General features: G+C 66.8%; 11 protein-coding genes. 6 read left to right on the top strand and 5 right to left on the bottom strand.

Going from position 1 to position 14,301, the window contains the following annotated elements:
- Positions 1-61 precede the first annotated feature (61 nt).
- The 6 genes from whiA to ppc all read left to right on the top strand — a co-directional run bounded on the left by whiA (position 62) and on the right by ppc (position 7,630).
- On the top strand, positions 62-1,039 hold the full coding sequence (whiA, locus tag ACLQ3C_RS01740; protein WP_425702949.1) for a DNA-binding protein WhiA: 978 nt from the start codon (positions 62-64) through the stop codon (positions 1,037-1,039).
- Between the two features lie 179 nt (positions 1,040-1,218).
- Entirely contained in the window at positions 1,219-2,235 is a 1,017-nt protein-coding gene (gene gap, locus ACLQ3C_RS01735; protein WP_425702821.1) for a type I glyceraldehyde-3-phosphate dehydrogenase, read from the top strand.
- Between the two features lie 33 nt (positions 2,236-2,268).
- Positions 2,269-3,480 carry a phosphoglycerate kinase gene (locus ACLQ3C_RS01730; RefSeq protein ID WP_425702819.1) on the top strand — a complete coding sequence of 404 codons (1,212 nt, stop codon included), beginning with the start codon at positions 2,269-2,271 and terminating at the stop codon, positions 3,478-3,480.
- Positions 3,474-4,262 carry a triose-phosphate isomerase gene (gene tpiA, locus ACLQ3C_RS01725; protein WP_425702948.1) on the top strand — a complete coding sequence of 263 codons (789 nt, stop codon included), beginning with the start codon at positions 3,474-3,476 and terminating at the stop codon, positions 4,260-4,262. The genes ACLQ3C_RS01730 and tpiA overlap by 7 nt, the downstream gene beginning before the upstream one ends.
- A gap of 140 nt (positions 4,263-4,402) precedes the next feature.
- Positions 4,403-4,642: a preprotein translocase subunit SecG gene (secG, locus tag ACLQ3C_RS01720; protein WP_006370296.1), complete on the top strand. Its 240-nt coding sequence runs from the start codon at positions 4,403-4,405 to the stop codon at positions 4,640-4,642.
- A gap of 150 nt (positions 4,643-4,792) precedes the next feature.
- The gene (gene ppc / locus ACLQ3C_RS01715) at positions 4,793-7,630 is read left to right on the top strand and encodes a phosphoenolpyruvate carboxylase (protein WP_425702817.1); all 2,838 of its coding nucleotides are present in this window, start codon (positions 4,793-4,795) and stop codon (positions 7,628-7,630) included.
- Positions 7,631-7,654: 24 nt separating this feature from the next.
- Here ppc and pgl read toward each other — a convergent pair whose 3' ends face one another.
- The 5 genes from pgl to tkt all read right to left on the bottom strand — a co-directional run bounded on the left by pgl (position 7,655) and on the right by tkt (position 14,209).
- Positions 7,655-8,398 carry a 6-phosphogluconolactonase gene (pgl, locus tag ACLQ3C_RS01710; RefSeq protein WP_425702815.1) on the bottom strand — a complete coding sequence of 248 codons (744 nt, stop codon included), beginning with the start codon at positions 8,396-8,398 and terminating at the stop codon, positions 7,655-7,657.
- Positions 8,395-9,312, bottom strand: a complete 918-nt coding sequence (locus ACLQ3C_RS01705) for a glucose-6-phosphate dehydrogenase assembly protein OpcA (protein WP_425702813.1) — start codon at positions 9,310-9,312, stop codon at positions 8,395-8,397. Before ACLQ3C_RS01705 ends, pgl begins: the two co-directional genes overlap by 4 nt.
- Positions 9,313-9,334: 22 nt before the next feature.
- Positions 9,335-10,927 (bottom strand): glucose-6-phosphate dehydrogenase, encoded by a 1,593-nt coding sequence (gene zwf, locus ACLQ3C_RS01700; RefSeq protein ID WP_425702811.1) that lies wholly within the window; start codon positions 10,925-10,927, stop codon positions 9,335-9,337.
- A gap of 4 nt (positions 10,928-10,931) precedes the next feature.
- Positions 10,932-12,053, bottom strand: coding sequence for a transaldolase (gene tal / locus ACLQ3C_RS01695; RefSeq protein ID WP_425702809.1), 1,122 nt, complete (start codon positions 12,051-12,053; stop codon positions 10,932-10,934).
- Between the two features lie 80 nt (positions 12,054-12,133).
- Positions 12,134-14,209: a transketolase gene (tkt, locus tag ACLQ3C_RS01690; protein WP_425702807.1), complete on the bottom strand. Its 2,076-nt coding sequence runs from the start codon at positions 14,207-14,209 to the stop codon at positions 12,134-12,136.
- Positions 14,210-14,301: the final 92 nt, after the last annotated feature.

Raw genomic sequence — 14,301 nt, 5'->3', positions numbered from 1 at the left:
GTAGCGGGTCCACAGAGGGTAGGAGGACCCGGTAATGACAGGAGGACAGGGACCGGTGGCGATGACCGCGGCGGTGAAGGACGAACTGAGTCGACTCGCCGTGACGCAGGTGAGCCCACGTAAGGCCGAGGTGTCGGCGCTCCTGCGATTCGCGGGCGGTCTGCACATCGTGGCCGGCCGGGTGGTCGTCGAGGCCGAGGTCGACATGGGGAATGTGGCGCGCCGGTTGCGCCGCGAGATCCATGACCTCTACGGCTACACCTCCGAGGTGCATGTGCTCCGCGGCGGCGGGCTGCGCAAGTCGGCGCGCTACATCGTGCGGGTCGCCACCGACGGTGAGGGGCTCGCCCGCCAGACCGGCCTGCTGGATCTGCGCGGCCGTCCGGTCCGCGGTCTGCCCGCGCAGGTGGTCGGCGGCAGCATCGCCGACGCCGAGGCCGCCTGGCGGGGCGCCTTCCTCGCCCACGGATCGCTCACCGAACCCGGCCGGTCCTCGGCCCTCGAGGTCAGCTGTCCCGGACCGGAATCGGCGCTCGCCCTCGTCGGCGCGGCGCGTCGGCTCGGTGTCTCGGCGAAGGCCCGCGAGGTGCGCGGCGCCGATCGGGTGGTCATCCGTGACGGTGAGGCCATCGGGGCACTGCTGACCCGGATGGGCGCCCAGGACACCCGGCTGGTCTGGGAGGAACGGCGGATGCGCCGTGAGGTCCGGGCGACGGCCAATCGGCTCGCCAACTTCGACGACGCGAACCTGCGCCGCTCGGCGCGGGCCGCGGTCGCGGCGGCTGCACGCGTCGAACGCGCATTGGAGATTCTCGGCGAGGAGGTCCCCGATCATCTGGCCGCGGCCGGGCATCTGCGCGTCATGCACCGGCAGGCATCGCTGGAGGAGCTCGGTCAGCTCGCCGATCCGCCGATGACCAAAGATGCCGTCGCCGGCCGTATTCGTCGACTGCTCTCGACCGCGGACAAAAAGGCACACGCCGAGGGCCTCCCGGACACCGAGTCGGCGGTCACCTCCGATCTGCTCGACGAGGCGTGAGAACCGCGGCCGGCCGGACGTGCGGGCCGGACCGGCCACCGAAGGAGACCCATCGCGCTGCCCCCCATCAAGGGGCCCACTAGGCTGAGGGGACCCCGGTCGGCCACGAGCCGACCGACCGAGAAGGAGCGGTGCGGACATCCGTCCCAGCGCCGAGACAACCGCTAAGGAGCACACCAGTGACTGTTCGGGTAGGCGTCAACGGATTCGGCCGTATCGGCCGTAACTTCTTCCGCGCCATCGAAGCGCAAAAGGCATTGGGTACCACCGACATCGAGATCGTCGCCGTCAACGATCTGACCGACAACGCCACCCTGGCCCATCTGCTGAAGTTCGACTCGATCCTGGGACGTCTGCCCCAGGAGGTCTCTCTCGACGGCGATTTCATCGTCGTCGGCGATCAGCGCATCAAGGCGCTCGAGGTCAGGGAAGGCCCGGCGGCGCTGCCCTGGGGCGACCTCGGCGTCGATGTCGTCGTCGAGTCGACCGGCATCTTCACCAACGCAGCCAAGGCCAAGGGCCACCTCGATGCGGGTGCGAAGAAGGTCATCATCTCCGCCCCGGCCACCGACGAGGACATCACGATCGTGATGGGCGTCAACGACGACAAGTACGACGGCAGCCAGAACATCATCTCCAACGCGTCGTGCACCACCAACTGCCTCGGACCGTTCGCAAAGGTCCTCAACGACGAGTTCGGCATCGTCTCCGGCCTGATGACGACTGTGCACGCCTACACCCAGGACCAGAATCTGCAGGATGGCCCGCACAAGGATCTGCGCCGCGCCCGCGCCGCCGCGATCAACGTGGTGCCGACCTCCACCGGTGCCGCCAAGGCCATCGGCCTGGTGCTCCCGGAGCTCAAGGGCAAGCTCGACGGCTACGCCCTGCGTGTGCCGATCCCGACCGGCTCGGTGACCGACCTGACCGCCATCCTCGAGAAGACGGCCACCGCCGACGAGATCAACGCAGCGATGAAGGCGGCGGCGGAGGGACCCCTCAAGGGCATCCTGAAGTACTACGACGCGCCGATCGTCTCCAGCGACATCGTCACCGACCCGCACAGCTCACTCTTCGACGCCGGTCTGACCAAGGTCATCGGCAATCAGGTCAAGGCCGTGTCCTGGTACGACAACGAGTGGGGCTACTCCAACCGTCTCGTCGACCTCACCGGCCTGGTCGGCAAGTCCCTCTGAGGATCTGACCGGAGAATACGGAGCAACGCTGCAATGGGTGTACCCACTCTGAAAGACCTTCTCGACGAAGGCGTTTCGGGCCGCGGTGTGTTGGTTCGATCGGATTTCAACGTCCCGCTCGACGGGTCGACGATCACCGATCCGGGCCGCATCGTGGCCTCGCTGCCGACGCTGAACGCACTGATCGACGCGGGCGCCAAGGTGATCATCACCGCGCATCTCGGCCGGCCGAAGGGCGAACCGGACGCGAAGTATTCGCTGGCCCCGGTCGCCGAGCGGCTCTCCGCCGAACTGGGCCGCAACGTCCAGCTTGCCGGTGACGTCGTCGGCACCGATGCGCTGGCGCGCGCCGAGGGGCTCACCGACGGTGACGTCCTCCTGCTGGAGAACGTCCGGTTCGATCCGCGCGAGACGTCCAAGGACGACGCCGAGCGGGAGGCCCTCGCGAAGGCGTTCGTCGAGCTCGTCGGCTCCGACGGTGCCTTCGTCTCCGACGGGTTCGGGGTGGTGCACCGCAAGCAGGCCTCGGTCTATGACGTCGCCAAGTTGCTCCCGCACTACGCGGGTGAATTGGTGGCAGCCGAGGTCAAGGTGCTCTCCACGCTGACCGAGAACCCGGACAGTCCGTATGCGGTGGTCCTCGGCGGGTCGAAGGTGTCCGACAAGCTCGGTGTCATCGAGGCCCTCGCGCCCAAGGTCGACACCCTGGTGATCGGCGGCGGCATGGCCTTCACCTTCCTGGCCGCACAGGGCCACGGCGTGGGCACCTCGCTGCTGCAGGCAGACCAGATCGAGGTCTGCAAGAATCTGCTGGAACGATTCGGTGACGTCATCCGGCTGCCCGTCGATGTGGTTGTGGCCGACAAGTTCGCCGCCGACGCCGACTCGCAGACCGTCGCCGCCGACGCGATCCCGGACGGATGGATGGGCCTCGACATCGGCCCGGCATCGGTTGCGCGATTCGCGGCGCTGCTCTCCGGTGCCAAGACGATCTTCTGGAACGGACCGTCCGGCGTGTTCGAGTTCCCGAAGTTCTCCGCAGGCACCAAGGGAGTCGCCGAGGCGATCGCCGGGGCCACCCGCTCGGGCGCCTTCACCGTCGTCGGCGGCGGGGACTCGGCCGCAGCGGTGCGCACACTCGGCTTGCCGGACTCGGACTTCTCGCACATCTCCACCGGCGGCGGGGCGTCGCTGGAATTTCTCGAGGGCAAGGAACTGCCCGGGTTGAAGGTGCTGGAATCATGAGTCGTAAACCGCTCATCGCGGGCAACTGGAAGTGCAACCTCAATCACCTCGAGGCCATCGCCCTCGTCCAGAAGATCGCCTTCGCCTTGCCCGCGAAGTACTTCGAGAAGGTCGACGTGGCGGTGCTGCCGCCGTTCACCGACATCCGCTCGGTGCAGACCGTCATCGACGGCGACAAACTGCTGCTGACCTACGGCGCCCAGGATCTGTCCGAACACGACTCGGGCGCCTACACCGGCGAGATCAGCGGTGCCTTCCTGGCCAAACTCGGCTGCACCTTCGTCGTCGTCGGCCACTCCGAGCGGCGCACACTGCACGCCGAGACCGATGAGACCGTGCTGGCCAAGACCAAGGCTGCGCTCAAGCACGGTCTGACTCCGATCGTCTGTATCGGTGAGGGTCTCGACGTACGCGAATCCGGCGAGCACGTCGCCCACAACGTGACCCAGCTCAAGGGTTCGCTGGCGGGGCTGTCGGCGGAGCAGATCGGCAAGGTGGTCATCGCCTATGAACCGGTGTGGGCCATCGGCACCGGCCGCGTCGCAAGTGCCGGCGATGCCCAGGAGGTGTGCTCGGCGGTGCGCTCGGCGCTGTCGGAGATCGCCGACGAGGCCACCGCGGCGTCGGTGCGCATTCTCTACGGGGGTTCGGTGAGTTCCAAGAACGTCGGTGAGATCGTCGGCCAGTCCGACGTCGACGGTGCGCTCGTCGGAGGCGCGTCGCTCAAGGCCGACGAGTTCGCCACCTTGTCGGCGATCGCCGCCGGCGGACCCCTGCCCTGAGCCCGCCTGACTGACGCGTACACTGGTCGGGCCGGTCGGATTCTCCCCGCGGAGGGATCCCCCGGCCCGACCTGTATGCGCGGCCACGCATCCGAAGATCGCGCCGCATACCGCCCCCGACCGACAAGGATCTGCTTCTCGTGCTCGAAACAGTGCTGGACATCGGCCTGATCATCACCAGCGTGCTGCTGGTGATCCTGGTACTGCTGCACCGGGGCAAGGGCGGCGGGCTGTCGTCGCTGTTCGGCGGCGGCGTGCAGTCGAGTCTGTCCGGTTCGAGCGTCGTCGAGCGCAACCTGGACCGGCTGACGATCTTCGTCGGCCTGGTGTGGTTCATCTTCATCATCGGCATCGGCGTCGACATCAAGTTGTCCGCCTGATCTCTTCGCGACGTACCTGCGCCATCGGCCCGGCACCGCTTCGGCAGTGCCGGGCCGAGTTGCCCCTACCGTCGGCGCCGGTGGCCGGCCGGTTGCCCGGATAAGTGTGTCCGAGATGCCACTGTGGCATCGAGCCGGGATACTGAAACCATGAGCTCATCCGATCCCTCACACGGTGCCCCGGACTGGCGTCCCTCGGTTTCGATCGTCGGTCACATCGCCGTCGACGACGAGGGCCGTGCCCTGACCGAGCCGTTGCGCGAGGACATCCGCCTACTCGGCGGGATTCTCGGCGACATGGTGCGTGAGCACTCCGGGTCTGCGGTCTTCGATCTGGTGGAAACCGCGCGCGTCGCGGCGTTCCGGATTCGCCGGGCCGAGATCGACCGGGACGAGCTGGCCGATCTCTTCGTCGATCTCGACATCGCCGTGGTGATGCCGATCATCCGGGCCTTCAGCAACTTTGCGCTGCTGGCCAATCTCGCCGAGGACATCCATCGCGAACGGCGGCGGATGATTCACGTCCGCGCCAGTGACCCGCCGCAGGACAGCAGCCTGGCGGCCACGTACGGCAAACTCGCGGCCGCGGTGCTCGATGACGATGAGGTCGGCCGTGCCCTTGCCGACGCCACAGTGGTGCCGGTCATCACCGCCCACCCGACCGAGACCCGGCGCCGCTCGGTGTTCGACGCACAGAACCGCATCACCGAGCTCATGCGGTTCCGTGCACGCACCGAGCTGACCCCGGACGAACAAGCCGACGTCACCGAAGGCATCCGGCGGCAGATCCTCACGCTGTGGCAGACCGCGCTGATCCGTCTCGAGCGGCTGACCATCCAGGACGAGATCCGGACCGGGCTGCGATACTACGACGCTTCCTTCTTCGAGGTCGTGCCCAAGATCAACACCTCGGTGCGGGCGGCGCTGCGGCACGCCTACCCGGATGCGGGTCTGGCCGACGAGCCGATGCTGCGGATGGGTTCCTGGATCGGCGGCGATCGTGACGGCAATCCGTTCGTCACCGACGAGGTCGTCGAACTCGCAACGACTCTCGCGGCGCGGACCGCGATCGGTCACCACTTGTCCGAACTGGAGAAACTCGGGCAGGAACTGAGCATGTCGACCCGGTTGATGTCGCCTTCGGACGCGCTCTTCGATCTCGCCGGAGTGCCGCGCGACGACCCGGCTGCCGACGAGGCGTTCCGGTTGGCGTTGCGTCACATCCGTTCCCGACTGGTGGCCACCGCGACCGGCCACTTCGGCGAGGAGGTCATGAAGACCTCGGATCTGTTCCTGCTCGACGGTGCGCCCCCGTACGCCACGGCCGACGAACTGCTGGTCGACCTCGACATCATCGATGGCGGGCTGCGAGCGGCCCGCGACGACATCATTGCCGACGACCGGTTGCTGGCGCTACGAGAAGCAGTGCGCACCTTCGGGTTCCATCTGTCTGGGCTGGACATGCGACAGAACTCCGATGTCCACGAGGAGGTCATCGCCGAACTACTGGCGTGGGCCGGGGTGCACCCGGACTACCGTTCACTCGACGAGGATGCCCGCGTCGAGATCCTGACCCGGGAGCTCGCCGCGCGGCGACCGTTGACCCGGTCCGACGCCACGCTCTCCGACTTGGCAACCAAAGAACTGAACATCGTGCGTGCGGCCGCGACCGCAGTGGCACGATTCGGTCCCGAGTCGGTGCCCAACTACATCATCAGCATGTGTACGTCGGTCTCGGACATGCTCGAGCCGATGATCCTGCTCAAGGAGGCGGGCCTGATCGACCTGGACGGTGCGGCCGGCGCACTCACCTCGACCGTGCGCATCGTCCCACTGTTCGAGACGATCGAGGACCTGCAGCAGGGCGCGGAAACGCTCCTGGCCGCACTGGACATCCCGTTGTACCGCGGCCTGGTGGACGCACAGTCGGGCATGCAGGAGGTCATGCTCGGCTACTCCGATTCCAACAAGGACGGCGGGTACATGGCCGCCAACTGGGCGCTGTATCGCGGCGAGCTCGACCTGGTGGAGGCGGCGACGAAGGCCGGAATCCGATTGCGGCTCTTCCATGGCCGTGGCGGCACCGTCGGACGCGGCGGCGGACCGAGCTATGACGCGATCCTGGCCCAGCCGCCGGGAGCGGTGCAGGGGTCACTGCGTATCACCGAGCAGGGCGAGATCATCGCGGCCAAGTATGCCGAGCCGGTCAGCGCCGAACGCAACCTGGAAACGCTGCTCGCGGCGACGATCGAATCGTCGTTGCTCGACGTCGAGGGCCTCGGCGAGGACTCCGCGGACGCCTACACCCACATGGACGAGATCGCCGCGCTCGCGCGGGCGGCCTACAGCGAGCTCGTGCACGACACACCGGGTTTCGTCGAGTACTTCACCACCTCGACTCCGCTGTCGGAGATCGGCGCGCTCAACATCGGCAGCCGTCCGGCCTCGCGTAAGCAGACCGAGAAGATCTCCGACCTCCGTGCCATCCCATGGGTGCTGTCGTGGACCCAGTCTCGTGTGATGCTGCCGGGCTGGTACGGCACCGGTGCCGCGTTTGCGCAATGGATCGGTGACGACGAGGCGCGACTGGCCATCCTGCAACGGTATTACGAGAAGTGGCCGTTCTTCCGCACCGTCATGTCCAACATGGCCCAGGTCCTTGCCAAGTCCGACATGGGGCTGGCGCATCGTTACGCCCAGCTCGTCCCCGATGAGACGTTGCGCGACAAGGTCTTCGGCATGATCGCCGTCGAACACGAGCGCACCATCGCGATGTACGCGGCGATCACCGGGACCAACGATCTGCTCGCCGACAACCCGGCGCTCAAGCGATCGGTCTACAACCGCTTCCCGTACCTCGAGCCGCTGAATCTGCTGCAGGTCGAGTTGCTGCGCCGCTTCCGTGCCGGTGACGACTCGCCCCGCCTCCGCCGCGGCATCCAACTCACCATGAACGGTCTGGCCACCGCGCTGCGCAACAGCGGGTAGACGCAAACCGGCCGGGCGGTCCGATCAGCCCTGTGGCAGTGACGCCGCCGCCGCCCGGTCGAGAAACCAGATCGTCTCCGCGGTGCCGTGCGCGCCCGCACACGGCCAGTCGGACGGATCGGCGCCCGCGTGGGCCGCGGCCACCGCCTCGGCCTTGTCTGCACCGGCGACGAGAAACCAGACGGCGGTGCTGCGGTTGACGACCGGTAGCGTCAGGGTGATCCGTCGGGGTGGGGGTTTTGGTGAGTCCCGAACTGCGACAACGGATTTTTCGGTCTCGGCCGTCGCGGATGTGTGCGGGAACAGGGAATTGATGTGCCCTTCACCGCCCATTCCGAGCAGATGGATATCGAAATACGGCGTGATGTCGTCACCGGCATGCGCGAGGAGCGTTGCCGCGTAGGAGGCGGCGGCCGCATCGATGTGGTCGCCGTACTCGCCGTCCGAGGGCGCCATCGGATGAACTCGAGCCGGATCGATCGGAACGTGGTCGAGTAGGGCCGCACACGCTTGTCCGTAGTTGCGCTCGGGATCGTCGGCCGGCACGAATCGGTCGTCGCCCCAATAGATGTCGACCTTCGACCAGTCGATGCCGCCACTGTCGGCGGCCAGCGCCGCCAGAATCGCGATCCCGTTGCTGCCGCCGGTCAGCACCACCGACGCCACGCCCCGGTCCCGTTGGGCGGCACCGATGACGTCGACGAAGCGGCGGGCCGCCGTGTCGATCAGCGTCTTCTTGTCCTCGAAAACCAGTGTCTGCGGGGTCATGCAGGTTGCCCCTCTCGGCTCAGTTCGACCGCGCCACGCAAGGCCTGCTCGTACACCTCATCGGTATCGAGACGACGTAGCTCCTCGGCGAGGTAAACCGGCAGATCACGATTGGTCATCGCTACCCGGCCGTCGGGTTTACCGGGTACGGAGATCACCGCATTGCCGTTCTGGTCGATGGACAGCACCGTCGCACCGTGCTCGCGGAGCAGACGCACCTCGAAACTGCCGATGGAACGGGTCGTCGGCACGCCCAGCGCCGAGTGCAGCCACCCCGCGAGCAATTCGATGCCGGGCGACTGAGCCGGCCCGGTGACCACCACCGACTGAATCGCGGTGTGCGGCGGGCGATCGACGGCCGACGCGATGAGCGCCCGCCAATGCGTGATCTGGGTCCAGGCCAGATCGGAGTCGCCGGGGGAGTAGGTCGCCAAGCGGCGCTCGAGCACGCTGTCGGGGTGAGTGGATTTGCTGGCATCGAGAATGCGGCGGCGACTGATCCGACCCATCGGGTCGGCGGCCGGGTTCTCCGGCGCCGCACCCGGCCACCACACCACGATCGGACAATCGGGCAGCAGGAACGGTGTGACCACACTGTGCGGCTGATCGGCCAACGGACCAGACATCGACAGGATCACCACTTCCGATGCGCCTGCGTCACCGCCGACCCGGATCTGGGCGTTCAGCAGCGACTCACTCTTGCGGGATCCACACGCCAGCACGATGACGCGACTGGGATGCTCACTGCTGGCGCCGATCGCGGCCTCGATCGCGGCCTCGGTAGGCTCGCCGTGTTCGGCCACCACCACCAGGGTCAGCACTCGTCCGAGGCTGATGGCGCCGCCGGATTCGCGGAGCTCGACCATCTTCTTGGCGACGTGATTGGTCGAGGTCTCGGGCATGTCGATGATCATCGGTGTCCTCTCGCGGCCGAACTCACGGACGCCGCCAGGCGCGTCCGGTCCGGTCCATCATGTCGTCGGCCGACTTCGGGCCCCACGTGCCCGCCTCATAGATGTCGGGCTTCCCCGATTGCGCCCAGCTGTCGAGAACGGGATCGAGTATCTCCCAAGACAATTCGACCTCGTCGTTCACCGGGAACAGTGACGGCTCGCCGAGGAGTACGTCGAGAATGAGACGCTCATAGGCCTCGGGAGACGCCTCGGTGAAGGCCGTGCCGTAGCTGAAGTCCATGTTGACGTCACGGACCTCCATACTCGAGGCCGGTACCTTGGAGCCGAACCGCAAGGTGATGCCCTCGTCGGGCTGAATCCGGATCACCAAGGCGTTCTGCGACAGCTCCTCGGTCATCGTCTTGTCGAACGGCAGATGTGGCGCCCGCTTGAACACCAGCGCGATCTCGGTGACCCGGCGGCCCAGGCGCTTTCCGGTGCGGAGGTAAAAGGGCACGCCTGCCCAGCGCCGTGAGTCGACCTCGAGCGCGATCGCCGCGTATGTCTCGGTGGTGGAATCGGCGGCAAAGCCCTCTTCGTCCTTGAGACCGGGCACCTTCTCGCTGCCCTGCCATCCGGGACCGTACTGGCCGCGTGCGGTGTTCTCCTCGATCGGCAGAATGTTGCTGGTCGCCGCGAGCACCTTGATCTTCTCGGCCTGTAACTGCTTGGGCTCGAAGGAGATCGGCTCCTCCATCGCCACCAGCGCCATCAACTGCAGCAGATGGTTCTGGATGACATCACGGGCGGCGCCGATCCCGTCGTAATAGCCGGCGCGCCCACCGAGACCGATATCCTCGGCCATGGTGATCTGCACGTGATCGACGTAATGCGAACTCCACAGCGGATCGAAGAGCTGATTGGCAAATCGCAACGCCAAGATGTTCTGGACCGTCTCCTTGCCCAGGTAGTGGTCGATGCGGAACACCGACGACTCCGGGAAGACGGCGTTGACGATGGCGTTGAGCTCCTTGGCCGACTCCAGGTCGTGGCCGAACGGCTTCTCGATGACCACGCGCCGCCAGTGGTCCTCGGGCTGACCGGACACCGGCGCGCTCGCTCGGCCCCCGATGCCGGTTCTGTTCGCCCCGCCTGCGGCCAGACCACTTCGCTCGAGTTGCTCACACACCGTCGGAAACGCCTTCGGCGGGATCGACAGGTAGAAGGCGTAATTGCCGTCGGTGCCGCGCTCGTTGTCGAGATCGGTGAGCGTCGCCTTCAGTCGCGCGAACGCATCGTCGTCATCGAAGGAACCCTGGACGAAGCGGAAACCCTCGGCGAGGCGTTCCCACACCTCTTCCCGGAATCCGGTACGTGCGTGCTGGCGCACCGCGTCGTGGATGACGGTGGCGAAGTCGTCGTCATCCCAGTCGCGGCGGGCGAATCCGACGAGGGCGAACGACGGCGGCAACAACCCGCGGTTGGCCAGGTCGTAGACCGCCGGCATCAGCTTCTTGCGGGCCAGGTCACCGGTGACGCCGAAGATGACCAGACTGCACGGCCCGGCGATGCGCAGCAGCCGCTTGTCCCGCGGATCACGAAGGGGATTACGCCATTTCGCTGGTCCGGTGGGCACCGGCTCACGCCTTCTTTGCCGCGTCGAGCTGTTCGGCGGTGGCGGTGAGCAACTCGTTCCATGAATCCTCGAACTTGCTCACGCCCTCGTCCTCGAGGACCACGAACACGTCCGTGATGTCGACGCCGGCCGCCGAGATCGCGTCGAAGGTCTGCTGGGAAGCCGCCGCGGTTCCGACGATCGAGGAGTTGTTGACCCAGCCGTGATCGGCGAAGGCGTCCATCGTCTTGCCGGGCATGGTGTTGACCGTATTCGGGGCGACGAGCTCGCTGACGTAGAGCGTGTCGGGGTAGTCGGCGTTCTTGGTGCCGGTCGAGGCCCACAGCGGCCGCTGCGCGTTGGCGCCCTTGGCACTGAGCCCCTGGAAGCGCGGTTCGACCTCGAAGATCTCCTGATAGGCCGCGTAGGCCAGCCGGGCATTCGCCAGTGCGGCCTTACCCTTGCGCTCGGTGGCGTCGGTCGTGCCGATGGCATCGAGCCGCTTGTCGACCTCGGTGTCGACGCGCGAGACGAAGAACGAGGCGACCGAGTGGATCTTCGACACATCGTGACCGGCCTGTGCCGCCGCCTCGACACCCGACAGGTAGGCGTCCATGACGCCCCGGTAGCGCTCGACGGAGAAGATCAGGGTCACGTTGACGCTGATGCCCTCGGCGATCACCCGGGAGATGGCCGGCAGGCCGGCTGCGGTGGCAGGGATCTTGATCAGCACATTGGGCCGGTCGACGATCTTCCACAGCTCGATCGCCTGGGCGACCGTCTTGTCGGTGTCGTGGGCCAGCCGCGGATCGACCTCGATCGACACCCGGCCGTCGACACCGTTCGACGACGAGAACACGGGCGCCAACACGTCACACGCGTTGCGGACGTCGTCGGTGGTCACCGTGCGGATGGTGGCGTCGACGTCGGCGCCCCGTGCGGCGAGTTCGTTGACCTGTGCGTCATAGGCGCTGCCCTTGGACAGTGCCGCCTGAAAGATCGACGGATTGGTGGTGACGCCGACCACCGATTTGGTGTCGATGACCTCCTGCAGACCGCCCGAGGCGATCAGGTCACGGGACAGGTCATCCAGCCACACCGATACCCCGGCGGCGGACAGTTCGGCGAGCTTCTCGTTCTGGGTCACGGTTCTCTCCTGGTTTCCATCACGTTCTCCTTGTGGGCAACGCGATCTCGGTGATGTCGGTGTGGCGGAGGATGAGTGGGCTACTTCACGACGCGCTCGGCGGCCGCGGTGAGCGCGTCGGCGGTGATGCCGAATTTCTCGTAGAGCACCTTGTAGTCGGCGGATGCGCCGAAGTGCTCCAGCGAGATGATGGCCCCGGTGTCGCCGACGATCCGGTACCACGGCATGGCGATACCGGCCTCGATGGAGACGCGCGGCACCGACGGCGGAAACACCGAATCGCGGTAGTCCTGCGGCTGCTCGAAGAACCACTCGAAGCACGGCATCGAGACCACACGGGCCCGGATCCCCTTGTCGGCGAGCGTTTTCTGCGCCTCGACGGCGAGCTGTACCTCCGAGCCGGTGCCGACCAGCACGACCTGCGGGTCGCCGTCGGATTCGGCGAGGACATACGCTCCCGCCGCGACGCCGTCGTAGGAGGTGCCCGCGAGTACCGGCACGCCCTGACGGGTCAGGCACAGACCCACCGGGTGATCGCGACGGGTGAGCACGTGTCGCCACGCGTGGGCGGTCTCGTTGGCGTCGGCCGGACGCACCACGTCGAGATTCGGGATGGCGCGCAACCCCGCGAGGTGCTCGACCGGCTGATGGGTCGGACCGTCCTCACCGAGACCGATCGAGTCGTGGGTCCACACATAGATCGGGTCGATCTCCATGAGCGCGGCCAACCGCACCGCCGGACGCATGTAGTCGGCGAACTGCAGGAAGGTGCCGCCGTAGGCGCGGGTCGGCCCGTGCAGCACGATGCCGGCCAGGATCGAGGCCATCGCGTGTTCACGGATGCCGAAGTGCAACGTGCGACCGTAGGGATCGGCCGTCCACTTCTTGGTGCTCAGCGACGACGGGCCGAACGAGTCGACCCCGTCCATGGTGGTGTTGTTGGAGCCGGCCAGGTCGGCCGAGCCACCCCACAACTCGGGTAGCAGCGGGCCGAGCGCGGAGAGCACGTCGCCCGATGCCGCGCGGGTGGCGATCGCCTTGCCGCCCGGCTCCCAGGTCGGCAGCACCTCGGTCCAGCCCTCCGGGAATTCATGGGCCCAGAGACGGTCGAAGAGCGCTTTGCGTTCCGGGTTGGCGCCGGCCCAGGCGTCAAAGGTCTTCTGCCACTCGGCGTGCGCATCGGCGCCACGTTGTACCAGGCCACGGGTGTGGGCGAGTACCTCGTCGGAGACCTCGAAATTCTTGTCGGGATCGAAGCCGAGGACCTTCTTCGTCGCGGCCACCTCGTCGGCGCCGAGGGCCGAACCGTGGATGGCGCCGGTGTTCATCTTGTCCGGGGCCGGATATCCGATGATGGTGCGCAGCACGATGAGTGAGGGTTTGTCGGTCACCTTCTTAGCGGCCTCGATCGCGGCTTCGATCGCGGTGACGTTCTCGCCACCCTCGACGTGCTGGACGTGCCATCCGTAGGCCTCGTAGCGCTTGGCGGTGTCCTCGGTCAGCGCGATCTGGGTGTCGTCCTCGATGGAGATGTGGTTCTTGTCGTAGAAGAGGATCAGGTTGCCGAGCTGCTGCGCGCCGGCCAGCGACGACGCCTCGGAGGTGACCCCCTCCTCGATGTCGCCATCGGAGGCGATCACGTAGATGTGGTGATCGAACGGGCTGGTACCGGTCGCGGCGTCCGGATCGAACAGGCCGCGTTCGTAGCGTGCGGCATATGCCATGCCCACCGCCGACGCCAGGCCCTGGCCGAGCGGACCGGTGGTCATCTCGACGCCGCGCGTGTGATGCAGCTCAGGGTGGCCCGGGGTCTTGGAACCCCAGGTGCGCAATGCCTCGATGTCGGAGAGCTCGAGGTCGAATCCGCCGAGGTAGAGCTGGATGTACTGGGTCAGGCTGGAATGCCCGCAGGACAGAACGAACCGGTCGCGGCCGACCCAGTGGGTGTCGGCGGGATCATGACGCATCACGTGCTGGTAGAGCGTGTAGGCCAACGGGGCCAGGCTCATCGCGGTGCCGGGGTGGCCGCTGCCACACTTCTGTACCGCGTCGGCGGCGAGGACACGAACGGTGTCCACGGCTCGCGAATCGACCTCGGTCCACCAGTTCGGGTGGTCCGCCTCGGTGAGTTCGCGGATCTCGTCTGTGTCAGCCACTGTCCTGCAGTCTCCTGTTACCTATCGGGGTGCGTGCGATCGGAATACGGGCATATGAGAGTCGGCGCCACCCGTGGACGGAACCGAAGCCG

The organism is Gordonia sp. DT30 (assembly GCF_049844915.1).
Lineage (GTDB): Bacteria > Actinomycetota > Actinomycetes > Mycobacteriales > Mycobacteriaceae > Gordonia.
The sequence above is the reverse complement of the archived record's forward strand: the minus strand, read 5'-3'. Positions and strand labels throughout refer to the sequence as shown.

What these genes read in the sequence shown, in the direction of transcription:
- whiA (WP_425702949.1), top strand. Translation starts at nt 62, where the DNA reads ATGACCGCGGCGGTGAAGGACGAACTGAGTCGACTCGCCGTGACGCAG.
- ACLQ3C_RS01730 (WP_425702819.1), top strand. Translation starts at nt 2,269, where the DNA reads ATGGGTGTACCCACTCTGAAAGACCTTCTCGACGAAGGCGTTTCGGGC.
- ppc (WP_425702817.1), top strand. Translation starts at nt 4,793, where the DNA reads ATGAGCTCATCCGATCCCTCACACGGTGCCCCGGACTGGCGTCCCTCG.
- pgl (WP_425702815.1), bottom strand. Translation starts at nt 8,398, where the DNA reads ATGACCCCGCAGACACTGGTTTTCGAGGACAAGAAGACGCTGATCGAC.
- ACLQ3C_RS01705 (WP_425702813.1), bottom strand. Translation starts at nt 9,312, where the DNA reads ATGATCATCGACATGCCCGAGACCTCGACCAATCACGTCGCCAAGAAG.